This is a genomic window from Nonomuraea salmonea, assembly GCF_042428605.1.
In the GTDB taxonomy this organism is placed as follows: Bacteria; Actinomycetota; Actinomycetes; order Streptosporangiales; family Streptosporangiaceae; genus Nonomuraea; species Nonomuraea salmonea.
Map to the genome: position 1 here is coordinate 1 of NZ_JBHMCF010000049.1, position 21,810 is coordinate 21,810.

General features: G+C 74.5%; 2 protein-coding genes. Both read left to right on the forward strand.

Annotated elements, in window-relative coordinates:
* The first annotated feature begins 34 nt into the window (after window positions 1-34).
* Window positions 35-8,317, forward strand: coding sequence for a non-ribosomal peptide synthetase (locus ACFFR3_RS43225; protein ID WP_379485044.1), 8,283 nt, complete (start codon window positions 35-37; stop codon window positions 8,315-8,317).
* A complete protein-coding gene (locus ACFFR3_RS43230) occupies window positions 8,314-21,774 on the forward strand; it encodes a non-ribosomal peptide synthetase (protein ID WP_379485027.1) in 13,461 nt (4,486 codons plus the stop codon). The genes ACFFR3_RS43225 and ACFFR3_RS43230 overlap by 4 nt, the downstream gene beginning before the upstream one ends.
* Window positions 21,775-21,810 lie beyond the last annotated feature (36 nt).

Below are 21,810 nucleotides of genomic sequence, written 5' to 3' on the forward strand. Positions count from 1 at the left end.
CCGGTCGCTGGCCCGGCATCCGCTGTTCCAGGTGATGCTCACCGTCCAGAACAACACCGAGGCGACGCTGGACCTGCCCGATGTGGCGGCGTCCGGCATGGTCGCCGGAGAGGTGTCCGCCCGCTTCGACCTCGACTTCAACGTCGGCGAGGTCTTCGACGAGCAAGGAGCCCCGGCCGGGCTCAGGGGGTCGCTGATCGCGGCGACCGACCTGTTCGACGAGGGCACCGCCCACGGGTTGGTGCGGCGGTGGGTGCGGCTGCTCGAACGGTTCGTGCAGGACGCCTCCGTCCGGCTGTCCGACCTCGACGTGCTCGACGCGACCGAGCGCCGGCAGGTCGTACGGGACTGGCAGGGCGAGCTCACCCCGCGCACGCCCACGTCGGTGGTGGAGCTGTTCGAGGCGCGGGCGGAGGCAATCCCCGATGCGGTCGCGGTGGTGTGCGGCGGGGGCGAGGTGACGTACGCGGAGCTGGAGGCGCGGGCGAACCGGCTGGCCCGGCATCTGATCGCGAAGGGCGTGGGCCCTGAGTCTCCGGTGGGGGTCGTGCTGGAGCGCGGGATCGGCGTGGTGGTGGCGATGCTGGCCGTCTGGAAGGCGGGCGGCGTGTACGTGCCGATCGACGTCGAATACCCGGCCGACCGCAGGGCCTGGATGCTGGCCGACGCCGCACCGGTCGTGGTGCTCACCGAGGGAAGGCTGGAGACGCCGCCGGAGGTCGAGCGGGTGACGCTGGACGACTCGGCGACGCTGCCGGACGAGCGGCCGGGCGTCGCGATCGACGGTTCGAGCCTGGCGTATGTGATCTACACCTCGGGTTCGACCGGCGTCCCGAAGGGCGTGGGCGTCGCGCACGCCGGGCTGGTGAACCTGATCGAGGTGTTCGGCCCCGTGATGGGGGTCGAGCCGGGCGTGGGGGTGCTGCAGTTCGCCTCGTTCGGCTTCGACGCCTCGGTCCTGGATGTCGCCGTGACCCTGAGCCGGGGCGGCCGGCTGGCGATCGCCGGCAGGAGCGAGCGCATGGACACGGCACTCCTCAAGGACCTGCTGACCTCCGCCGACGTCCGTGCGGCCAGTGTGGTGCCGTCGCTGCTGGAGGTCGTGGACCCGGCCGATTGGACCGGGGTGGAAACGGTTCTGGTCGGTGCCGAGCCGATCGCGAGCACGACGGCACGGGCCTGGGCCCAGGACCGGAAGCTCGTCAACACCTACGGGCCCACGGAGGCGACGGTGATGGTGACCGCCGGCCCGGTGGAGCACGTCAACGGCGTCGTCCCCTTCGGCCGTCCGATCGCCAACACCCGGCTGTACGTGCTGGACGACAACCTGGCCCCAGTGGCCCCGGGCGTCGCCGGAGAGGTCTACATCGCGGGCGTCCAGGTGGCACGCGGCTACGTCGGCCGGCCCTCCCTGACCGGAGAGCGGTTCGTGGCGTGCCCGTTCGAGGGCGGCCGGATGTACCGGACGGGCGACGTCGCGAAGTGGACCACCGACGGCGAGCTGGTGTTCGTCGGCCGGGCCGATGAGCAGGTGAAGATCCGCGGCATGCGCGTGGAGCCGGGCGAGGTGCGGGCGGTCCTGGCCGCGCACCCGGACGTGGCCCAGGCGGCGGTGATCGTGCGCGCCGACGCGGGCGAGAAACGCCTGGTCGCCTACGTCGTCGGCGGCGAGGCCGAGGACGTCAGGCGCTACGCCGCCGACCGGCTGCCCGCCCACCTGGTGCCCTCAGCGGTGGTCGTGCTGGACGAGCTGCCGCTGACCGTCAACGGCAAGCTCGACCGCACCGCGCTCCCGGCGCCGCAACAGGAGACCACCACGGCCGCCGGCCCAGTGGGGCTGCACGAGGAGTTGCTGTGCGCCGCCTTCGCCGACGTGCTCGGCAAGCAGCGGGTCGGCGTCCACGACGACTTCTTCGCGCTGGGCGGGCACTCGCTGCTGGCGGTGCGGCTGGTGAGCAGGATCCGCGCCATCCTCGGCGTCGAGGTGCCGATCAGGACGCTGTTCGAGCACCCGACCGTGGCGGGGCTGGCCGCCGGGATCGCCGAAGCCGGCGCGGCCAGGCCGCCGCTGACCCTCCGCGACCGCCCGGAGCGGGTGCCGTTGTCGTTCGCGCAGCGCCGCCTGTGGTTCATCCACCGGCTGGAGGGCCCGAGCGCCACCTACAACCTGCCCACGTCGCTGCGCCTCACCGGCGAGATCGACAGGGAGGCGCTCGACGCGGCCCTGCGCGACGTCATCGCCCGGCACGAGGTGCTGCGGACGGTGTTCCCGGTCGAGGGCGGCGAGCCGTACCAGCGGATCCTCAGCATGGACGAGCTGGAGTGGGAGCTGCCGGTGGTCCGGGTGGCTCCCGATGAGCTGCATGAAGCGGTGACGCGGGCCGAGCAGCACGCCTTCGACCTGGCCTCCGAGGTGCCGATCAGGGCGTGGCTGTTCGACGCCGGGCCGCAGGAGCAGGTGCTGGTGGTCGTCGTGCACCACATCGCCGGCGACGGCTGGTCGATGACCCCGCTCGGACGTGACCTCTCTCTGGCCTACGCCGCCCGCCGCGCCGGGCAGGACCCGCGGTGGGAGCCGCTGCCCGTCCAGTACGCCGACTACGCCCTGTGGCAGCGTGACCTGCTGGGCGACGAGGACGACCCGGGCAGCCTGCTGTCCCGCCAGGTCGCCTACTGGCGGGAGACGCTCGCCGGGGCACCGGAGGAGCTGACGCTGCCCAGCGACCGGCCGCGCCCGCCGGTGGCCGGTCACCTGGGTCACGTGGTGCCGCTGCACGTCCCCGCCGAGGTGCACGCGCGGCTGCAGGAGGTGGCGCGGGCCGAGGGCGTGACGCCGTTCATGGTGCTGCAGGCCGCGCTGGCCGTCCTGCTGTCCAGACTGGGCGCGGGCCGTGACATCCCGATCGGCACGGCCAACGCGGGACGCACCGACGAGGCGCTGGACGACCTCGTCGGCTTCTTCGTCAACACGCTGGTCCTGCGTACGGACCTGTCCGGCGACCCCACCTTCCGCGAGGTGCTCGGCCGGGTCCGTATGGCGAGCCTGGGAGCGCTGGCCCACCAGGACGTGCCCTTCGAACGCCTGGTGGAAGAGCTGGCGCCGGCCCGGTCGCTGGCGCGGCACCCGCTGTTCCAGGTGATGCTGACCCTGCAGAACGTCGCCGACGCCGACGTCGACCTCCCCGTCACCGGCGCTGCCCCGGGCGGGGACGCCCGGCTCCAGCCGTCCGCCAAGTTCGACCTGGAGCTGAACCTCAGGGAGACGGCGGACGGGCTGCGCGGCGCGGCGATCCTGGCCGCCGACCTGTTTGAGGCGGGGACGGCGGAGCGGTTCGCGCAGTGGTGGGCCAGGGCGCTGGCCGTGGTGGTGGCCGCACCCGGCACCCGCCTGTCGCAGGTGGACGTGCTGGACACGCACGAGCGTGACCTGGTGCTGCACGGCTGGAACGACACCGGAGCCCCGCAGCCCGGCGGCTCGCTGGTCGAGCTGATCGAGGCTCAGGCGGTCCGGACGCCCGGCGCGACGGCGGTGGTCTTCGACGGGGCCGAGCTGTCGTACAGCGAGCTCGACACCCGCGCCAACCGGCTCGCCCGCCGCCTCATCGAGGGCGGGGCGGGCCCCGAGTCGGTCGTCGGCGTCGCGCTCGAACGCGGCCCCGACCTGGTCATCGCGCTGCTCGGCGTGCTCAAGGCCGGGGCCGCGTACCTGCCGCTGGAGCCCGAGCACCCGGCGTCGCGCATCGCCCTCATGGCGGCGGACGCGCACGCCGGGATCGTCGTGGCCGCCGCGAGCACCGCGCACCTCGTGCCGGACGACGCCGCCTGCCTGCGGGTGGACGAGGCGGCGGACGTGTCGGGCCAGCCGCTGACCGAGGCGGAACGGGGACGGCTCAGCCCCGACCTGCCCGCGTACGTCATCTACACCTCCGGCTCGACCGGCCGCCCCAAGGGCGTGGTCGTCCCGCACTCGGGCATCGTGAACCGGCTGGCCTGGATGCAGCGGCGGCTCCCGCTGACCGGCGACGACCGCGTGCTGCAGAAGACGCCGTTCGGGTTCGACGTGTCGGTGTGGGAGTTCTTCTGGCCGCTGACCGTCGGAGCCGCCCTGGTGGTGGCCCGCCCCGGCGGGCACCGCGACCCCGCCTACCTCGCCGAGCTCATGCGGCGGGCCGAGGTGAGCGTGGCCCACTTCGTGCCGTCGATGCTGGAGGTGTTCCTGCACGAGCCGGGCAGCGCCGGCGTCCCGCTGCGGCAGGTCGTCTGCTCGGGCGAGGCGCTCCCGCAGGATCTGCAGGAACGGTTCTTCGCCCGGCTCGCGGACACCGAGCTGCACAACATGTACGGCCCCACCGAGGCGTCCGTCGACGTGACCGCGTCGCGCTGCCTGCCGGGGCACCCGGTGACGATCGGCGCCCCGGTGGCGGCCACGCGGGCGTACGTGCTGGACGAGAGCCTGCGGCCGGTCCCCGTGGGCGTGCCGGGCGAGCTCTACCTCGCCGGGGTACAGCTCGCCCGCGGCTACGCCGGGCGTCCCGCCCTGACCGCCGAGCGGTTCGTGGCCTGCCCCTACGGCGGGCGCATGTACCGTACCGGGGACCTGGTCAAGTGGAACGCCGACGGCGAGCTGCTGTTCGGGGGCCGGGCCGACGACCAGGTGAAGATCCGCGGCATGCGGGTCGAGCCCGGTGAGATCCAGGCGGTGCTCCAGCGGCACGACCGGGTCGCGCAGGCGGCGGTGGTGATCCGCGAGGACATTCCGGGCGACCCGCGGCTGGTCGCCTACGTCGTCCCGGCCGGCGAGGTCACGGACCTGCCGGGCCACGTGCGGCGGCACGCCCGGCAGTGGCTGCCCGACCACATGGTGCCGTCGGCGGTGGTCGTCCTGGACGCGCTGCCCGTCACGGTCAACGGCAAGCTGGATCGCAGGGCGCTGCCCGCCCCGCAGTACGCCGCCGGCAAGGGCCGTGGCCCCGCCGACGCCCGTGAGGAGCTGCTGTGCGAGGGGTTCGCGCACGTGCTCGGGCTGGAGCGGGTCGGCGTGGACGACGACTTCTTCGCGCTGGGCGGCCACTCGCTGATGGTGGTCACCCTGGTGGAGTGGCTGCGCGAGCGCGGCGTCAGCGTGTCCGTACGGGCCCTGTTCCAGACGCCGACCGTCGCCGGCCTGGCTGTCGCGTCCGGACCCGAGCAGGTGACCGTCCCACCCAACGCGATCCCCGACGACGCCACGGAGATCACGCCCGAGATGCTCCCGCTGGTGGAGCTGTCCCAGGCGGACATCGACCGGATCACGGCGGGAGTACCGGGCGGCGCGGCGAACGTGGCCGACGTCTACCCGTTGGCCCCGCTCCAGGAAGGTCTGCTCTTCCACCACCTGCTCGCCGAGGGCGGCGACGACGCCTACGTGACGCCGACGGTGCTGGCCTTCGAGTCGCGGGCGAGGCTGGACGCCTTCACGGAGGCGTTGCAGCGCGTGATCGATCGGCACGACATCTTCCGCACGGCGGTGAGGTGGGAAGGGCTCCCGGAGCCGGTCCAGGTGGTGTGGCGAACAGCGGAGCTGCCGGTATCCGAGGTCACCGGCGATCTGGTGTCCACGGTCGGCCTGTCGATGGACGTGGGCCGCGCGCCGCTGCTCGACGTGCACGTCACGCAGGACGATGACCGCTGGCTCGCTCTGGTGCGGGTGCACCACCTGGTGCAGGACCACCTCGGCCTCGACCTGCTGCTCGGCGAGGTCCAGGCGTTCCTGGCCGGGCGGGGCGACGAGCTGCCCGAGCCGCTGCCGTTCCGCGACTTCGTCGCCCAGGCCAAGGGAGCCGTGCGCGCCGAAGAGCATGAGCGCTTCTTCGCCGGCCTGCTCGGTGACGTCGAGGAGACCACCGCGCCGTTCGGCGTGGTGGACGTACGCGGGAGCGGGGCCGACGCCAGGGAGGTTCAGGCCGCGATCCCCGATGAGGTGGCGGCAGGCGTGCGGCGGATGGCGCGCGAGCTCGGCGTGAGCCCGGCGACGGTCCTGCACGTGGCGTGGGCCCGGGTGCTGGCGGCCGTGGCCGGACGCGACGACGTGGTCTTCGGCACGGTGCTGTTCGGCCGCATGAACGCGGGCGCCGGCGCCGACCGCGTGCCCGGCCCCTACATCAACACACTCCCGGTCCGGGTCAAGGTCGGTGAGACCGGCGTCGCACAGGCGATCACCGCGATGCGCGGACAACTGGCCGAACTCCTGGCCCACGAGCACGCCTCGCTCGCGGTGGCGCAGCGAGCCAGCGGAGTCCCAGGAGACGCACCCCTGTTCACCTCGCTGTTCAACTACCGCCACAACAGCGCCGACGACCAGGCCACCGACACCTTCGACGGCATCACCATCACCTTCTCCCAGCAACGCGACAACTTCCCCCTCTCCGTGGCCGTGGACGACGACGGCCGCACCCTCGGCCTGGTGATCGGCGCGGTGGCGCCCATCGACCCCGCGCTCGTCGCCGAGCTGCTCATCACGACGGTCGGCAACCTGGTGCACGTCCTGGAGACCGACGCGGGAACGCCGTTGTCGGCGGTGGGAGTGCTGGACGAGGACGATCGGCGCGTGCTGGAGGAGTGGAACGACACCGCCGCCACGGTTCCGGACGCGACCGTGGTCGATCTGTTCGAGGCGCAGGCCGCGCGGACACCGGACGCGGTGGCCGTGGTGCGTGAGGGCGTCGAGGTGAGCTACGCCGACCTGAACGGCCGGGCGGATCGGCTCGCGAACGCGCTCGTCGAGCGTGGGGTGGGGCCGGAGTCGATCGTGGGGGTGGCGCTCGAACGCGGCATCGACCTGATCGTGGCCGTGCTCGGCGTGCTCAAGGCCGGCGGCGCCTACCTGCCGATCGACGTCAGTCACCCCGCCGAACGCATCGAGGATGCCCGCCCTGTGACGGTGCTCGCGTCGGCGAGGACGGCGGCCTTGCTGCCTGTCCCGGCGCTGACCCTGAACGATCTGCTCGGTGCCGAGGGGCCGGTCCGCGGGGCGGGGCTGCGGCCGGAGCATCCGGCCTACGTGATCTACACGTCGGGCTCCACCGGCCGCCCGAAGGGGGTGCTGGTCGAGCACCGGTCGCTGGCCAATCTGCTGCACTGGGCCACGGGCACGTTCACCGAGCTGTCCCGGGTGCTGGCGGCCACGTCGCTGAGTTTCGACGCGTCGGTCTTCGAGATCTTCGCGCCGCTGGTGTCGGGCGGCTCCATCGAGCTCGTCGACGACCTGCCAGCCCTCGCCGATCGCCCAGCAGTGTCGCTGGTCAGCGCGGTGCCCTCGGCGCTGTCGCAGGTCCTGACGGAGACGACGGCGCGACCGAGCCGGGTGGTCCTGGCCGGTGAGAGGCTGAACGCTCCTGTCATGCGCGCGGTGAGGGAAGCGCTGCCGGGCGCACAAGTGGACAACATCTATGGCCTCGCAGAGGCGACGGTGTACGCGGCGGCCTGGCACGGGGACACCGAGGGTGCTCCGCCGATCGGCCGGCCGCTCACCAACACCCGCCTGTACGTCCTCGACCGCGGGTTGCGGCCGGTCCCGGTCGGCGCGGCCGGCGAGCTTTACGTCGCCGGTGCCGGGCTCGCGCGGGGCTATGTGGGCCGGCCGGGCCTGACCGCTGAGCGGTTCGTGGCCTGCCCCTACGGCGGTCGCATGTATCGCACCGGTGACCTGGCCCGGTGGAACGCCGACGGCCAAGTGGAGTACCTCGGCCGCGTGGATGAGCAGGTCAAGGTGCGCGGCTTCCGGGTGGAGCCCGGCGAGATCGAAACCGTGCTGGCAGCGCACCCTTCGGTGACTCACGCCGTGGTGGTGGCCCGCGAGGACACGCTGGTCGCCTACATCGTCCCCGACGAGCCCGGCGTGGCGGAGGAGGTGCGGCGCTTCACCGCCGACCGCCTGCCCGGCCACATGGTGCCGGCGGCGGTGGTGGAGCTGGAGGCCCTGCCGCTCAACGCCAACGGCAAGCTGGACCGCCGCGCCCTGCCGGCGCCCGAGATCTCGGTGTCGGCGGCCGGTCGGGAGCCCGCCGACGCGCGCGAGGAAACCCTGTGCGGCCTGTTCGCCGACGTCCTCGGCCTGGACCGGGTGGGCGTGGACGACGACTTCTTCGACCTGGGCGGCCACTCGCTGCTGGCCGTACGGCTGATCAGCCGGATCCGTGCCGACCTCGGCATCGAACTGCCGCTGCCCGTGCTGCTGGAGTCGCCGACCGTGGCGGGCGTCGCGCAGCGGCTGGGCGAACAGCGGCCCACTGTGAGACCCCCTTTGCAGCCGATGCGTGACCAGGAGGAACGTTCATGATCCCGTTGTCGTACGCGCAGCGTCGGCTGTGGTTCATCCAGCAGCTCGAAGGGCCGAGCGCGACCTACAACATCCCGATCGCCCTCCGCCTGGCCGACGATGTGGACCCGGGAGCACTCCAAGCCGCCTTCCTGGACGTCATGGCCAGGCACGAGGCGCTGCGCACGGTGTTCCCCGTGGCGGGCGGCGAGCCGTACCAGCACGTCCTGCCCGTGGACGAGCTGGAGTGGGAGCTGACCGTCCGTGAGGTGGCGCACGGCGCGCTCGGCGGCGCCGTGGACGAGGCGTGCCGGCACGCGTTCGATCTGGCGGGGGAGCCGCCGATCAGGGCGTGGCTGTTCGTGACGGACACCGGCGAGAACACGCTCGTCGTGGTGATCCACCACATCGCCGGCGACGGCTGGTCGCTGAAGCCGCTCACCCGTGACGTGTCGGCCGCGTACGAGGCCCGCTCCTCCGGCAGGGCCCCGGACTGGGAGCCGCTGCCGGTCCAGTACGCCGACTACACGCTGTGGCAGCGCCGGCTGCTCGGCGACGACCAGGACCCGGACAGCCTGATCTCCCGCCAGATCGGCTACTGGCGGGGCGTGCTCGACGGGCTGCCGGAGGAGCTGCCGCTGCCGTACGACCACCCGCGCCCCGACGTGCCCGGGTACCGCGGCCACGTGGCGACCGTGGACATCCCGGCCGGCCTGCACGCGCGGCTGGTGGAGATCGCCAGGGCCGAGGGCGCCACCACGTTCATGGTCCTGCAGGCCGGGCTCGCGGTGCTGCTGTCCAGGCTCGGCGCGGGCACCGACGTCCCGATCGGCACGCCCGTAGCGGGCCGGCTGGACGCGGCCCTGGAGAACCTCGTCGGCTTCTTCGTCAACACGCTCGTGCTGCGCACCGACCTGTCCGGCGACCCGAGCTTCGGCGAGCTGCTCGGCCGCGTCAGCAAGGCAGGATGGGAGGCGCTCTCCCACCAGGACGTGCCGTTCGAGCGCCTGGTGGAGGAACTGGCCCCGAACAGGTCGCTCTCCCGCCACCCCCTGTTCCAGGTCATGCTCACCCTCGACACCGCCACGGAGGGCCCGGACGACGGCGACGGCGTGCCGACGGCCGCCCCGGCGGCGAAGTTCGACCTCGAGATCAGCGTCACCGAGACCGTGGACGCCGCAGGACGCCCCGCGGGCATCCGCGGCTCCCTGCTGGCCTCGGCGGACCTGTTCGACGCGCCCACCGCCGCCGCCCTGGCCGCCCGCTGGACGCGGGTGCTGCGGCAGGTGGCCGCCGACCCGCGGACCCGCACCGGCGCGGTGGACCTGCTGGACGACGACGAGCGCCGGCTGCTCGCCACCTGGAACGACACCTCGCTGCCCGTGCCGCGGACGACGGTGCCCGAGCTGTTCGCGGCGCAGGCGGCCCGCACCCCCGACGCCGTGGCCGTGGTGTGCGGCGGCGCGCAGGTGTCGTACGCCGAACTCGACGCCAGGGCCAACCGGCTGGCGCACTTCCTCGCCGAGCGCGGCGTGGGCCCCGAGACGCTGGTCGCGGTCGCCCTGGAACGCGGGATCGACCTGATCGTGGCGCTGCTCGCGGTGTCCAAGGCGGGCGGCGCCTACCTGCCGATCGACGCCTCCTACCCGGCCGAGCGCGTCGCGTTCATGCTCCAGGACGCCGCGCCGGTGCTGGTGCTGACCACGGCGAAGGAGGAGCGGACCGGCGCCACCCCGCGCGTGCTGCTCGACGACCCCGCCACCGCCGCCGCCGTCGCGGCCATGCCGGCGCAGCCACCCGCCGGCGCGCCGACCCCCGCGCACCCCGCCTACGTGATCTACACCTCGGGCTCCACCGGGCGGCCGAAGGGCGTGGTGGTCGAGCACCGGTCGGTCGGCAACCTGCTGTCGTGGGCGGCCGCCGAGTTCGGGGGCGAGCAGTTCTCCCGGGTGCTGGCCTCGACCTCGCTCAACTTCGACGTGTCCGTCTTCGAGATCTTCGGCCCGCTGGTGTCGGGCGGCTCCATCGAGATCGTGGACGACCTGCTGTCCCTCGCCGACCGTGACCGCTGGGACCTGAGCCTGATCAGCGCGGTGCCGTCGGCGTTCTCGCGGCTGCTCGACGTCGACGGCCTCGACGTGCGGGCGCGTACGGTCGTCATGGCCGGCGAGGCGCTCACCCCGAACGCCGTCGCCGCCGTCCGGGAGGCGCTGCCGGACGTGCGGCTGGCCAACATCTACGGCCCCACCGAGGCCACCGTCTACGCCACCGCCTGGTACGGCGAGACCTCCACCGGCGCCCCGCCCATCGGGCGGCCCATCACCAACGTCCGCGCCCACGTGCTGGACGCCGCCCTGCGCCCGGTGCCGCCCGGCGTCCCAGGCGAGCTGTACGTGGGCGGCGCCGGCCTGGCCAGGGGCTACCTCGGCCAGCCTGGGCTGACCGCGGAACGGTTCGTGGCCGACCCGTTCGGCGGCCCTGGCGCGCGGCTCTACCGTACGGGCGACCTGGTGCGCTGGAACGCCGAAGGCGACCTCGACTACCTGGGCCGCGCCGACGACCAGGTGAAGGTGCGCGGCTTCCGCGTCGAGCCGGGCGAGATCGAGAGCGTGCTCACCGGCCACCCCGCCGTGCGCCACGCGGCGGTGATCGCCCGGCAGGACCTGCCCGGGGACAAGCGCCTGGTGGCCTACGTGACGGGCACCGGCGTCGCCCCCGAGGAGGTGCGCGAGCACGCGGCCCGCAGCCTGCCCGGCTACATGGTCCCGTCGGCCGTCGTCGTCCTCGACGCGCTGCCGCTCAACGCGCACGGCAAGCTGGACCGCAAGGCGCTGCCCGCGCCCGCGTTCGCCACCGGCGCCGGCAGGGGCCCGGCGAACGCGCGCGAGGAGCTGCTGTGCGCCGGGTTCGCCGCGACACTCGGGCTCGACGGCGTCGGCGTGGACGACGACTTCTTCGCGCTCGGCGGCCACTCGCTGCTGGTGGTGTCGCTCGTCGAGTGGCTGCGGGCGCGCGGCGTCACGATCTCCGTACGCGCGCTCTTCCGGACGCCGACCGTCGCGGGGCTCGCCGCGGCGGCCGAGGACGAGCAGGTCACCGCACCCCCCAACGGCATCCCCGGCGACGCCCGGCACATCACCCCCGCCATGCTCCCCATGGTGACGCTGACCCAGGACGAGGTGGACCGGGTCGTCGCCGCCGTGGACGGCGGCGCGGCCAACGTCGCCGACGTCTACCCGCTGGCCCCGTTGCAGAGCGGCATCCTCTTCCACCACCTGCTCGCCGACGGCGGCGAGGACGCCTACGTGACGCCGACCGTCGTGGAGTTCGACTCCCAGGCCCGGCTGGAGGCGTTCCTGGCGGCCCTGCGGCGGGTGATCGCCCGGCATGACATCTTCCGCACCGCGGTGCTGTGGGAGGGGCTCGCCGAGCCCGTCCAGGTGGTGTGGCGGACGGCGACGCTGCCGGTCACGGAGGTCGCCCCGGCGGCACCCGAGGAGCTGGTGTCCGCCGTCGGCCTGGCCATGGACCTCAGGCGGGCGCCGCTGCTCGACGTGCACACCGCCCGGCACGGCGACCGCCTGCTGGCCCTGGTGCGGGTGCACCACCTCGTCCAGGACCACCTCGGCCTGGAGATCCTGATGAACGAGGTCGCGGCGTTCATGAAGGGCGAGGAGCCGCCGGAGCCGCTGCCGTTCCGCAACTTCGTCGCCCAGGCCAGGGGCGGGCTCACCGAGGAGGAGCACGAGCGGTTCTTCGCCGGCCTGCTCGGCGACGTGGACGGCCCGACCGCGCCGTTCGGCGTCCTGGACGTGCACGGCGACGGCAAGGACGTGGTCCGCGCCGAGCTGGACCTGCCGCAGGGCCTGCCGGACCGGGTCCGGGAGACCGCGCGCCGGCTGAGCGTCAGCCCGGCGACGCTCCTGCACGTGGCGTTCGCCCGCGTGGTGGCCGCCGTGTCCGGCCGCGACGACGTCGTGTTCGGCACGGTGCTGTTCGGCCGCATGAACGCCGGCGCGGGCGCCGACCGCGTGCCTGGGCCGTTCATCAACACGCTCCCGGTCAGGACGCGGATCGGCGGCGCCACGATCGCGGACGCCGTCGCCGCGATGCGCGGGCAGCTGGCCGAGCTGCTCGCGCACGAGCACGCGCCGCTGGCGGTGGCGCAGCGAGCCGGTGGGGTGCCCGCCGGGACGCCGCTGTTCACCTCGATACTCAACTACCGGCACAACCCCGGACAGGACGATCAGGCAGCGGACGCCTTCGAAGGCATCAAGGTCGCCTACTCGCGCGAGAGCAACAACTACCCGCTCACCGTCTCCGTGGACGACGACGGGCAGGGCCTGTCGCTGGCCGTGGACGCCGTCGCGCCCATCGACCCCGGCCTGGTGGCCCGGCTGCTGAGCACCGCGCTGGACGGCCTCGTCACCGCCCTGCGCGACGACCGGGAGGCGGCGCTGTCCGGCGTGCCGGTGCTGGACCAGGCCGCCAGGCGGCAGGTGCTGGAGGAGTGGAACGGGACGCCCGCCCCCGCGCGGGCCGTGCCGGTCGTGGAGCGGTTCGAGCGGTGGGCCGCGGCCACGCCGGACGCGGTCGCGGTGACCTGCGACGGCGTGGAGGTGACGTACGGGGAGCTGGACGCGCGGGCGAACCTGCTGGCCGCCCGGCTGGCCGACCTGGGCGTCGGCCGCGAGTCGGTCGTGGGGCTCTGCCTGCCGCGCGGCATCGGGGCGCTGACCGCCATGCTCGCGACCTGGAAGGCGGGCGGCGCCTACCTGCCGATCGACCCGGCGCATCCCGCCGAGCGCATCCGGTTCGTCCTCGCCGACGCGCGGGCCGTGGCCGTGCTCGCCGACGCCGCCACCGCCGACGCCCTGTCCGGTGTGCCGGGGGTGATGGTCCTCGGCGATCGGCCGGTGGACGGCGTGCCCGCGCCGGTGCGCACCCGGGCCGAGCCGGGCGGGCTGGCGTACGTGATGTACACCTCCGGCTCGTCCGGGCTGCCCAAGGGGGTGGCGGTCACCCACGGCGGCCTGGCCTCTTACGTGGCCTGGTCGGCCGAAACGTACGAGGTGGCGGGCGGCGCGCCCGTGCACTCGTCGCTGGCGTTCGACCTGACGGTGACCAGCGTGTGGGTGCCGCTCGCGGCCGGCGCCGGCGTGCGCCTCAGCGTGGCGGGCGGGGCCGAGGGGCTGGCCGCGCTCGTGCGCGAGCAGGGCGGCGGGTTCGGGCTCGCCAAGGTCGTGCCGGGACACCTGCCGCTGCTGCGCCAGGAGCCGGGGAACGTCGCGGCGGGCGCGCGCCACTGGGTCGTCGGCGGGGAACCGCTCGCCGGGGCCGAGGTGCGCGCCTGGCTCGCGCGGGCGCCCGAGTCGGTGGTGGTCAACGAGTACGGGCCCACCGAGGCGGTGGTCGGGTGCTGCACCTTCGAGGTGCGGGCCGGGCAGGAGGTGGGCACGTGGGCGCCGATCGGCCGGCCCGCGCCGGGCACCCGCCTGTACGTGCTGGACGGCGGCCTGGAGCCGGTCCCCGTGGGGGTGCCGGGCGAGCTCTACATCGCCGGCGCGCAGGTCGCCCGCGGCTACGCGGGACGCCCCGGGCTGACCGCCGAGCGTTTCGTGGCCTGCCCGTACGGCGGGCGCATGTACCGTACCGGCGACCTCGTGCGCTGGAACGCCGGCGGGCAGCTGGAGTTCCTCGGCCGCACGGACGACCAGGTCAAGATCCGCGGCTACCGCATCGAGCCGGGCGAGGTCCAGGCCGCCGTCGCCGCCCACCCCCTGGTCTCCCAGGCGGCGGTGATCGCCCGCGAGGACAGACCAGGCGATCTTCGCCTGGTCGCCTACGTGGTCCCGGCAGACGCGGGAGCCGGTGTCGCGGCCGGTGTCGCGGCCGGTGTCGCGCCGGACGAGGTGCTCGCCTTCGCGGCCGGGCGGCTGCCCGAGCACATGGTGCCCGCCGCCGTCGTGGTGCTGGACGCGCTGCCGCTCACGGTCAACGGCAAGCTCAGGCGGGACGCGCTGCCCGCCCCGGAGTACGCGGTGACCGAGGGCCGCGGCCCCGCCACCGTACGGGAGGAGATCCTCTGCGAGGAGTTCGCCCGCGTGCTCGGCCTGGACCGGGTCGGCGTGCACGACAACTTCTTCCGCCTCGGCGGCCACTCGCTCCTGGCCGTCTCGCTGGTCGAACGCCTGCGGGCACGCGGCGTCGCGGTGTCGGTGCGCGCCCTGTTCGACCGGCCCACGGTGGCCGGCCTGGCCGCCGCGGCGGCGGTGCCCTGGGTGGAGGTGCCGCCCGGCCGCATCCCCGAGAACGCGCGGGAGATCACCCCCGACATGCTCCCGCTGGTGGACCTGACCCCCCAGGAGATCGAGCGGATCGTGGCGAGCGTGACGGGCGGCGCCGCCAACGTCGCCGACGTGTACCCGCTGGCGCCGCTCCAGGAGGGCCTGCTCTTCCACCACCTCATGGCGGGCGGCGGCCGCGACACCTACGCCGCGCCCACGGTCGTGGAGTGCGACTCCAGGCAGGGCTTCGACGCCTTCGTCGAGGCGCTGAGGCAGGTGGTGGACCGCCACGACATCCACCGGACGGCGGTCGTGTGGGAGGGCCTGCGCGAGCCGGTGCAGGTCGTGTGGCGGCACGCGGAACTCCCCGTACGCGAGGCGAGCCTGGGCGACGGCGACGCGCTCGACGGCCTGCTCGCCCTCGCCGCCGAGCCGATGGACCTCGCCCGCGCCCCGCTGATGGACGTGACGGCGGCCCAGGACCCGGCCACGGGAAGGTGGCTGGCGATGGTCCGCATGCACCACATCGTCCGCGACCACATGGCGCTCGAAGCCGTGTACGAGGAGGTCTCGGCCATCCTCGCGGGCCGCGGCGGCGAGCTGCCCGAGCCGGTGCCGTTCCGCGACTTCGTGGCCCAGGCGCGCGGCGGCGTCACCCGGGAGGAGCACGAGCGCTACTTCACCGGGCTGCTCGGCGACGTGACCGAGCCGACCGCCCCGTTCGGCCTGGTGGACGTGCACGCCGACGGCACCGCGACCGAGCAGGCGCTGCTGCGCGTCGATCCCGGGCTGGAGGCGAGCCTGCGCGCGGTGGCGCGCCGCCTCGGCGCCAGCCCCGCCACGATCGCGCACGTCGCCTGGGCCCGCGTGCTGGCCGCCGTGTCGGGCCGCGACGACGTCGTCTTCGGCACCGTGCTGTTCGGCCGCATGAACGCCGGCACCGGCGCCGACCGCGCGCTCGGCCTGTTCATGAACACCCTGCCGGTACGGGTCCGCCTCGGCGACGGCGGGACGAGCGTGACCGGCGCCGTCACCGCCATGCGGGACCAGCTCGCCGCGCTGCTGGAGCACGAGCACGCCCCCCTGGCCGTGGCGCAGCGCGCGAGCGGCGTGCCCGCCGACGCCCCGCTGTTCACCTCGCTGCTGAACTACCGCCACAACACCGCCGCCCCCGACCGTCAGCCGGACGCGGACGCCGGCGGCGTCCGCGTCGCCTACACCAGGCCGGTCAACAACTATCCCCTCACCGTCGCCGTGGACGACGACGGCGACGGCATGGGCCTGGCCGTGGACGCCGTGGCGCCCATCGACCCCCACGCCGTCGGCGGGCTCGTCATGACCGCGCTGAAGAACCTGGTGGCGGCGCTGGAGACCGAGCGGGACGTGCCGCTGCGCGCCGTCGAGGTGCTCGGCGAGGACGAGCTGCGCCGCCTGCTGGAGGAGTGGAACGACACCGCGGCGGACGTCCCGGACCGCACGGTCGTCCGCATGTTCGAGGAGCAGGCCGCCCGCACCCCGGACGAGGTGGCGGTCGTGGGCGGCGCGACCCGGCTCACGTACGCCGAACTGGACGAGCGGGCCGCCCGGCTGGCCGCCTACCTGACCGCCCAGGGCGTCGGCGCCGAGTCGGTCGTGGGCCTGTGCCTGCCCCGGGGCGTGGAGGTGGTGACGGCGATCCTCGCGGTGTGGAAGGCGGGCGCCGCGTACCTGCCGATCGACCCCGAGCAGCCCGCCGACCGGATCGTGTACATGCTGTCCGACAGCCGCGCCGCGCTGCTGCTCGGCACCGGGGACATACTCGACGAGCTGCCGGTCGCCAGGATCCGCACGCTCGCGCTCGACGATCCGCTGGTCGCGGCCCAGATCGCCGCGGCCACGCGCGGCTCGACCGCGATCGCCGTCCCCCCGCAGGCCGTCGCGTACGTGATCTACACCTCGGGCTCGACCGGCCGGCCGAAGGGCGTGGCCGTCACCCACGGCGGGCTCGCCAACTACGTGGCGCACGTGCCCGGCGCGGTCGGCCTCGGCGAGCCAGGCGCCCGCTACGCCGTCCTCCAGGGCCAGGCCACCGACCTGGGCAACACGATCATGTTCGCCAGCCTCGCCCACGGCGGGCAGCTGCACGTCCTCGACGCCGGCACCCCCGTGGCGCCCTACCTGAGCGAGCACCGCATCGACTACCTCAAGGCGGTGCCCTCCCACCTGGCCGCGCTCGGCGCCGACGGCCGTCTCGCCGACGTGCTGCCCGCCAGGTCGCTGGTGCTGGGCGGCGAGGCCGCCCCCGAGCCGTGGGTCGGCGAGCTGCTCGCGGCGGCCGGCGAGCGCCGGGTGTTCAACCACTACGGCCCCACCGAGACCACGATCGGCGTGGCCACCACCCGGCTCGCGCCGGGCGGCCCGGTGCCCATCGGCCGGCCCGTCGCCAACACCCGCCTGTACGTGCTCGACCGCTGGCTGCGACCGGTCCCCGCCGGCTCGCTCGGCGAGGTGTACGCCGCCGGCGAGGGGCTGGCCCGTGGCTACGTCGGCCGGCCGGGGCTGACCGCGGAGCGGTTCGTGGCCTGCCCGTACGGCGGGCGCATGTACCGTACCGGCGACCTGGCCGGCTGGACCCCCGACGGGCAGCTGCTCTTCGCCGGCCGCGCCGACGACCAGGTCAAGATCCGCGGCTTCCGGGTCGAGCCCAGCGAGGTCCAGGCGGTCGTGGCCGCGCACCCGCGCGTCACCGGCGCCGCCGTCGTGGCGCGCGAGGACGTCCCCGGCGACCGGCGCCTGGTCGCGTACGTGACCGGCGACGGCGTCGAGCCCGAGGACGTGCGCACGTTCACAGCCGCCCGGCTGCCCGGCCACATGATCCCCGCGGCGGTGGTCGTGCTCGACGAGTTGCCGCTCATGTCCAACGGCAAGCTCGACCGCAAGGCCCTGCCCGCCCCCGGCCGCGCCACGGCGGCGGGCGACGGCCGCGGCCCCGCCGACCTGCGCGAGGAGCTGCTGTGCGCCGCCTTCGCCGACGTGCTCGGCCTGGAGCGGGTCGGCGTGGACGACGACTTCTTCCAACTCGGCGGCCACTCGCTGCTGGCCGTCCGGCTCGTCAGCCGCATCCGCGCCGTGCTCGGCGTGGACATCGAGATCCGCGAGCTGTTCGAGGCGCCGACGGTGGCCGGGCTCGCGGTCCGGCTGGCGAGCGCGGGCAGGAGCCGGCCGCCGCTCGCCGCCAGGGAACGCCCCGAGCTGGTGCCGCTGTCGTACGGGCAGCGCAGGTTGTGGTTCATCGCCCAGCTCGAAGGCCCCGGCGACGCCTACAACATCCCGGCCGCCGTGCGCATGGACGGCGAGGTGGACCGCGACGCGCTCCGCGCCGCCCTGGGCGACGTGCTCCAACGCCACGAGACCCTGCGCACGGTCTTCCACGTGGTGGGCGGCGAGCCGTACCAGGTGGTCCTCGACCTCGACGACCTCGACTGGGAGCCGGAGTTCCGCGCCGTCGCGCCCGAGGACCTCGCGGCGGCCACCGCCCAGGCCGAGCGCCACGCCTTCGACCTGGCGCGCGAGGCGCCGATCCGCATGTCGCTGCTCAGCACAGGGCCGGCCGAGCACGTGCTGGTCGTGGTCATGCACCACATCGCCGGCGACGGCTGGTCGTGGTCGGCGCTGGCCAGGGACTTCTCCACCGCGTACGCGGCCAGGCGCGAGGGCAGGCCGCCCGCCTGGACCCCGCTGCCCGTCCAGTACGCCGACTACACGCTCTGGCAGCGCGACCTGCTCGGCGACGCCGGCGACCCGGACAGCGTCATCGCCCGCCAGATCGCCTACTGGCGCGGCGCGCTGGCCGGCGCGCCCGAGGAGCTGCCGCTGCCCGCGGACAGGACGCGCCCCGCCGTCGCCGGTCACCGCGGCGTCCGCGTCCCCCTGGACATCCCGGCCGCCACCCACGCGCGGCTCCTGGAGCTGGCCCGCGCCGAGGGCGTGACGATGTTCATGGTGCTGCACGGCGCGCTCGCGGTCCTGTTGTCGCGGCTGGGCGCCGGCACCGACATCCCCGTCGGGTCGGCGGCGGCGGGACGCGGCGACGAGGCGCTCGACGACCTGGTCGGCTACTTCGTCAACACGTTCGTGCTGCGCACCGACCTGTCCGGCGACCCGGCCTTCCGCGAGGTGCTCAGCCGGGTGCGGGAGACAGGTCTCGAGGCGTTCGCCCACCAGGACGTGCCCTTCGAACGGCTCGTGGAGGAGCTGTCACCGGCCCGGTCCCTGGCCCGCCACCCGCTGTTCCAGGTGGTGCTGCTGCTGGAGAACACCGCCGCGCCGGTCCTCGACCTGCCCGGCGTGCGCCAGGACGGCGGCGGCCTGGGCACCGGCGCCGCGGTCGTCAAGTTCGACCTCGACGTCAGCGTGGTCGAGGTGCTCGACGCGAGCGGCGCCCCGGCCGGGCTGCGTGGCTCGGTGACGGCGGCGGCCGACCTGTTCGACGCGGAGACGGCCGAGATGATCGCCGAGCGGCTGGCCCGCGTGCTGGACACGCTCGCCGCCGACCCCGGCCTGCGGCTGAGCCAGGTGGACGTCCTGGACGGCGGCGAACGCCACCGCGTGCTGCGGGAGTGGAACGACACGGCGCTCGACGTGCCCCGCGCGACCGTCGCCGGCCTGCTGGAGGAGCAGGCCCGCCAGGCCCCGGACGCCGTCGCCCTGACCTTCGGCGCGGACCGGCTGACCTACGCCGAGCTGCACGAGCGGGCGAACCGGCTGGCCCGCCACCTCGCCGGCAGGGGAGTGGGCCCCGAGACGGTCGTCGCCGTCGTGCTGGAGCGCGGCGTGGACCTGCTCGTGGCGCTCCTGGCCGTGATCAAGGCCGGCGGCGCGTACCTGCCGATCGACCCGGCCTATCCGTCGGAGCGGACCGCGTACGTGATCGCCGACGCGGGCGTGGTGTGCCTGCTGACCAGCGACGACCTGCGCGAGCGGCTGCCCGAGTTCGGCATCTCACCGGACGGCGAGGACGGCGTGCCCGTGCTCGTCCTCGACGATCCCGCGCTGGTCGCGGAGGTGGCCGCGCTGGACGGCGCGCCCCTGGCCCAGCGCGAGCGCACCGCGCCGCTGCTGCCCGAGCATCCCCTGTGGGTCATCTACACCTCCGGCTCGACGGGCCGGCCGAAGGGCGTGCTCGTCGAGCACCGGGCCGTGGTGAACTTCCTGACCTCCATGCGTGACCTGGTGCCGCTCGGCCCCGGCGACCACCTGGCGGCGGTCAGCACCGTGGGCTGCGACATGGGCGGGCTGGAGCTCTACCTGCCGCTGCTCACCGGCGCGCGGCTGGTCATGGCGGCGCAGGAGCAGGTGCTCGACCCCTGGAAGCTGCGCGCGCTCGTCCGTGAGTCCCTTGACGAGTCCGTCGACGCGGGCGGCGGCGTGACCGTGCACGCCACGCCCAGCCTGTGGCGCGGGCTGCTGGCCGACGACGGCGACCCGGTGGACTGGACGCGCGTCCGCGTCCTCGTCGGCGCCGAGGCGCTGCCCGACGACCTCGCCCGCGCCCTCCTGGACCGGGCCGGCGCCCTCACCAACCTGTACGGCCCCACCGAGACCACGGTCTGGTCGACCGCCGGAGCGCTCACCCAGGACCGGCCGGACGCCACATCGATCGGCGTCCCCGTCGGCAACACCCAGGTGTACGTCCTGGACGACAGGCTCGCGCCGGTGGCGCCCGGCGTGGCCGGCGAGCTGTACATCGCCGGTGCCGGTCTCGCCCGCGGCTACCTCGGGCGGCCCGGCCTGACCGCCGAGCGCTTCGTGTCCTGCCCGTACGGCGGGCCCGGCGCGCGCATGTACCGCACGGGCGACCTGGTGCGGTGGAGCAGGGACGGCGACCTGCGCTTCCTCGGCCGCACCGACGACCAGGTCAAGATCCGCGGCTTTCGCGTCGAGCTCGGCGAGATCGAGGCCCTCCTGGCCGCGCACCCCTCGGTCGCCCAGGCCGTGGTGGTCGTCAGAGAGGACACCCCGGGAGACCGCCGCCTGATCGCCTACGTGGTCCCCTCCGGAAGCGCTGATGAGCGCCCGGGGAATGAGCTGCGCGAGACGTTGCGCGGGCTCGCGAGGGACCGGCTGCCCGGTTACATGGTGCCGGCCGCGGTCGTGCCGCTCGACCGGATGCCGCTGATGCCCAACGGCAAGCTCGACCGCAAGGCGCTGCCCGCCCCCGAGTACACGGCGGGGGAGCGCAGCTCGGCCGGGCTCATGCTGGAGGAGATCCTGTGCGACGCCTTCGCCGAGGTGCTGGGCGTGCCCGAGGTGGGCGTGCACGACGACTTCTTCGCCCTCGGCGGCCACTCGCTGCTCGCGGTGGCGTGGGTCGAGCGGCTGCGCGAGCGCGGGGTGCAGGTCGAGGTGCGCGACCTGTTCGCCGCCCCGAGCGCCGCCGACCTGATGAAACGGCTGAGCATGTCAGCGGTGAGCGACTCCTTCGACGTCCTGCTGCCGCTGCGGGTCAAGGGCGACGGCCCGCCGCTGTTCTGCCTGCCGCCCGCCGCCGGGCTGTGCTGGGGATACGGCCCGCTGGGCCGCGTCCTGCCGGCCGACATGCCGCTCTACGGCCTGCAGTCGCGCGGCCTGGACGGGCAGAGCGAGCTGTCGCGCTCGGTCCGCGAGGCCGCGCGGACGTCGATCGAGCGCCTGCGCGCCGCCCAGCCGAGCGGCCCGTACCACCTGCTGGGCTGGTCGTACGGCGCGATCGTGGCGCACGAGATGGCCGTCCAGCTGCGCGCGGAAGGGGAGGAGATCGCGGCGCTGATCGTCCTGGACCAGTTCCCCGCGGGCCACGACCCGGACGCCGGCCTGGAGGACGCGGACGCCGAGCTGGAGCGGCTCACCGAGGTCGTACGCCGCCACGCCGGCGACGTCCTGGGCGCGGTCACCGAGGAGGAGCTGGTGCGCTTCGCCCGCGTCTTCCACAACAACCTGACCATCGGCAGGACCCACGACTACGGCACCTTCGACGGCGACCTGCTGCTGGTCGTCGCCGAGCACGGCCGCCCGCAGGACGAGCCCACCGCCGAGCGCTGGCGGCCCCACGTCTCCGGGAAGATCACGGAGGTCAGGCTGCCGTGCGAGCACAACGACATGAACCAGCCCGAGGTGCTGGCCCAGGTGTGGGACGCCGCGTCCGCCTGGCTGGGGCTGGACGGCACGCGGTGAAAAGGAGCCGGCCGGGGCGGTGTGCCCCGGCCGGCT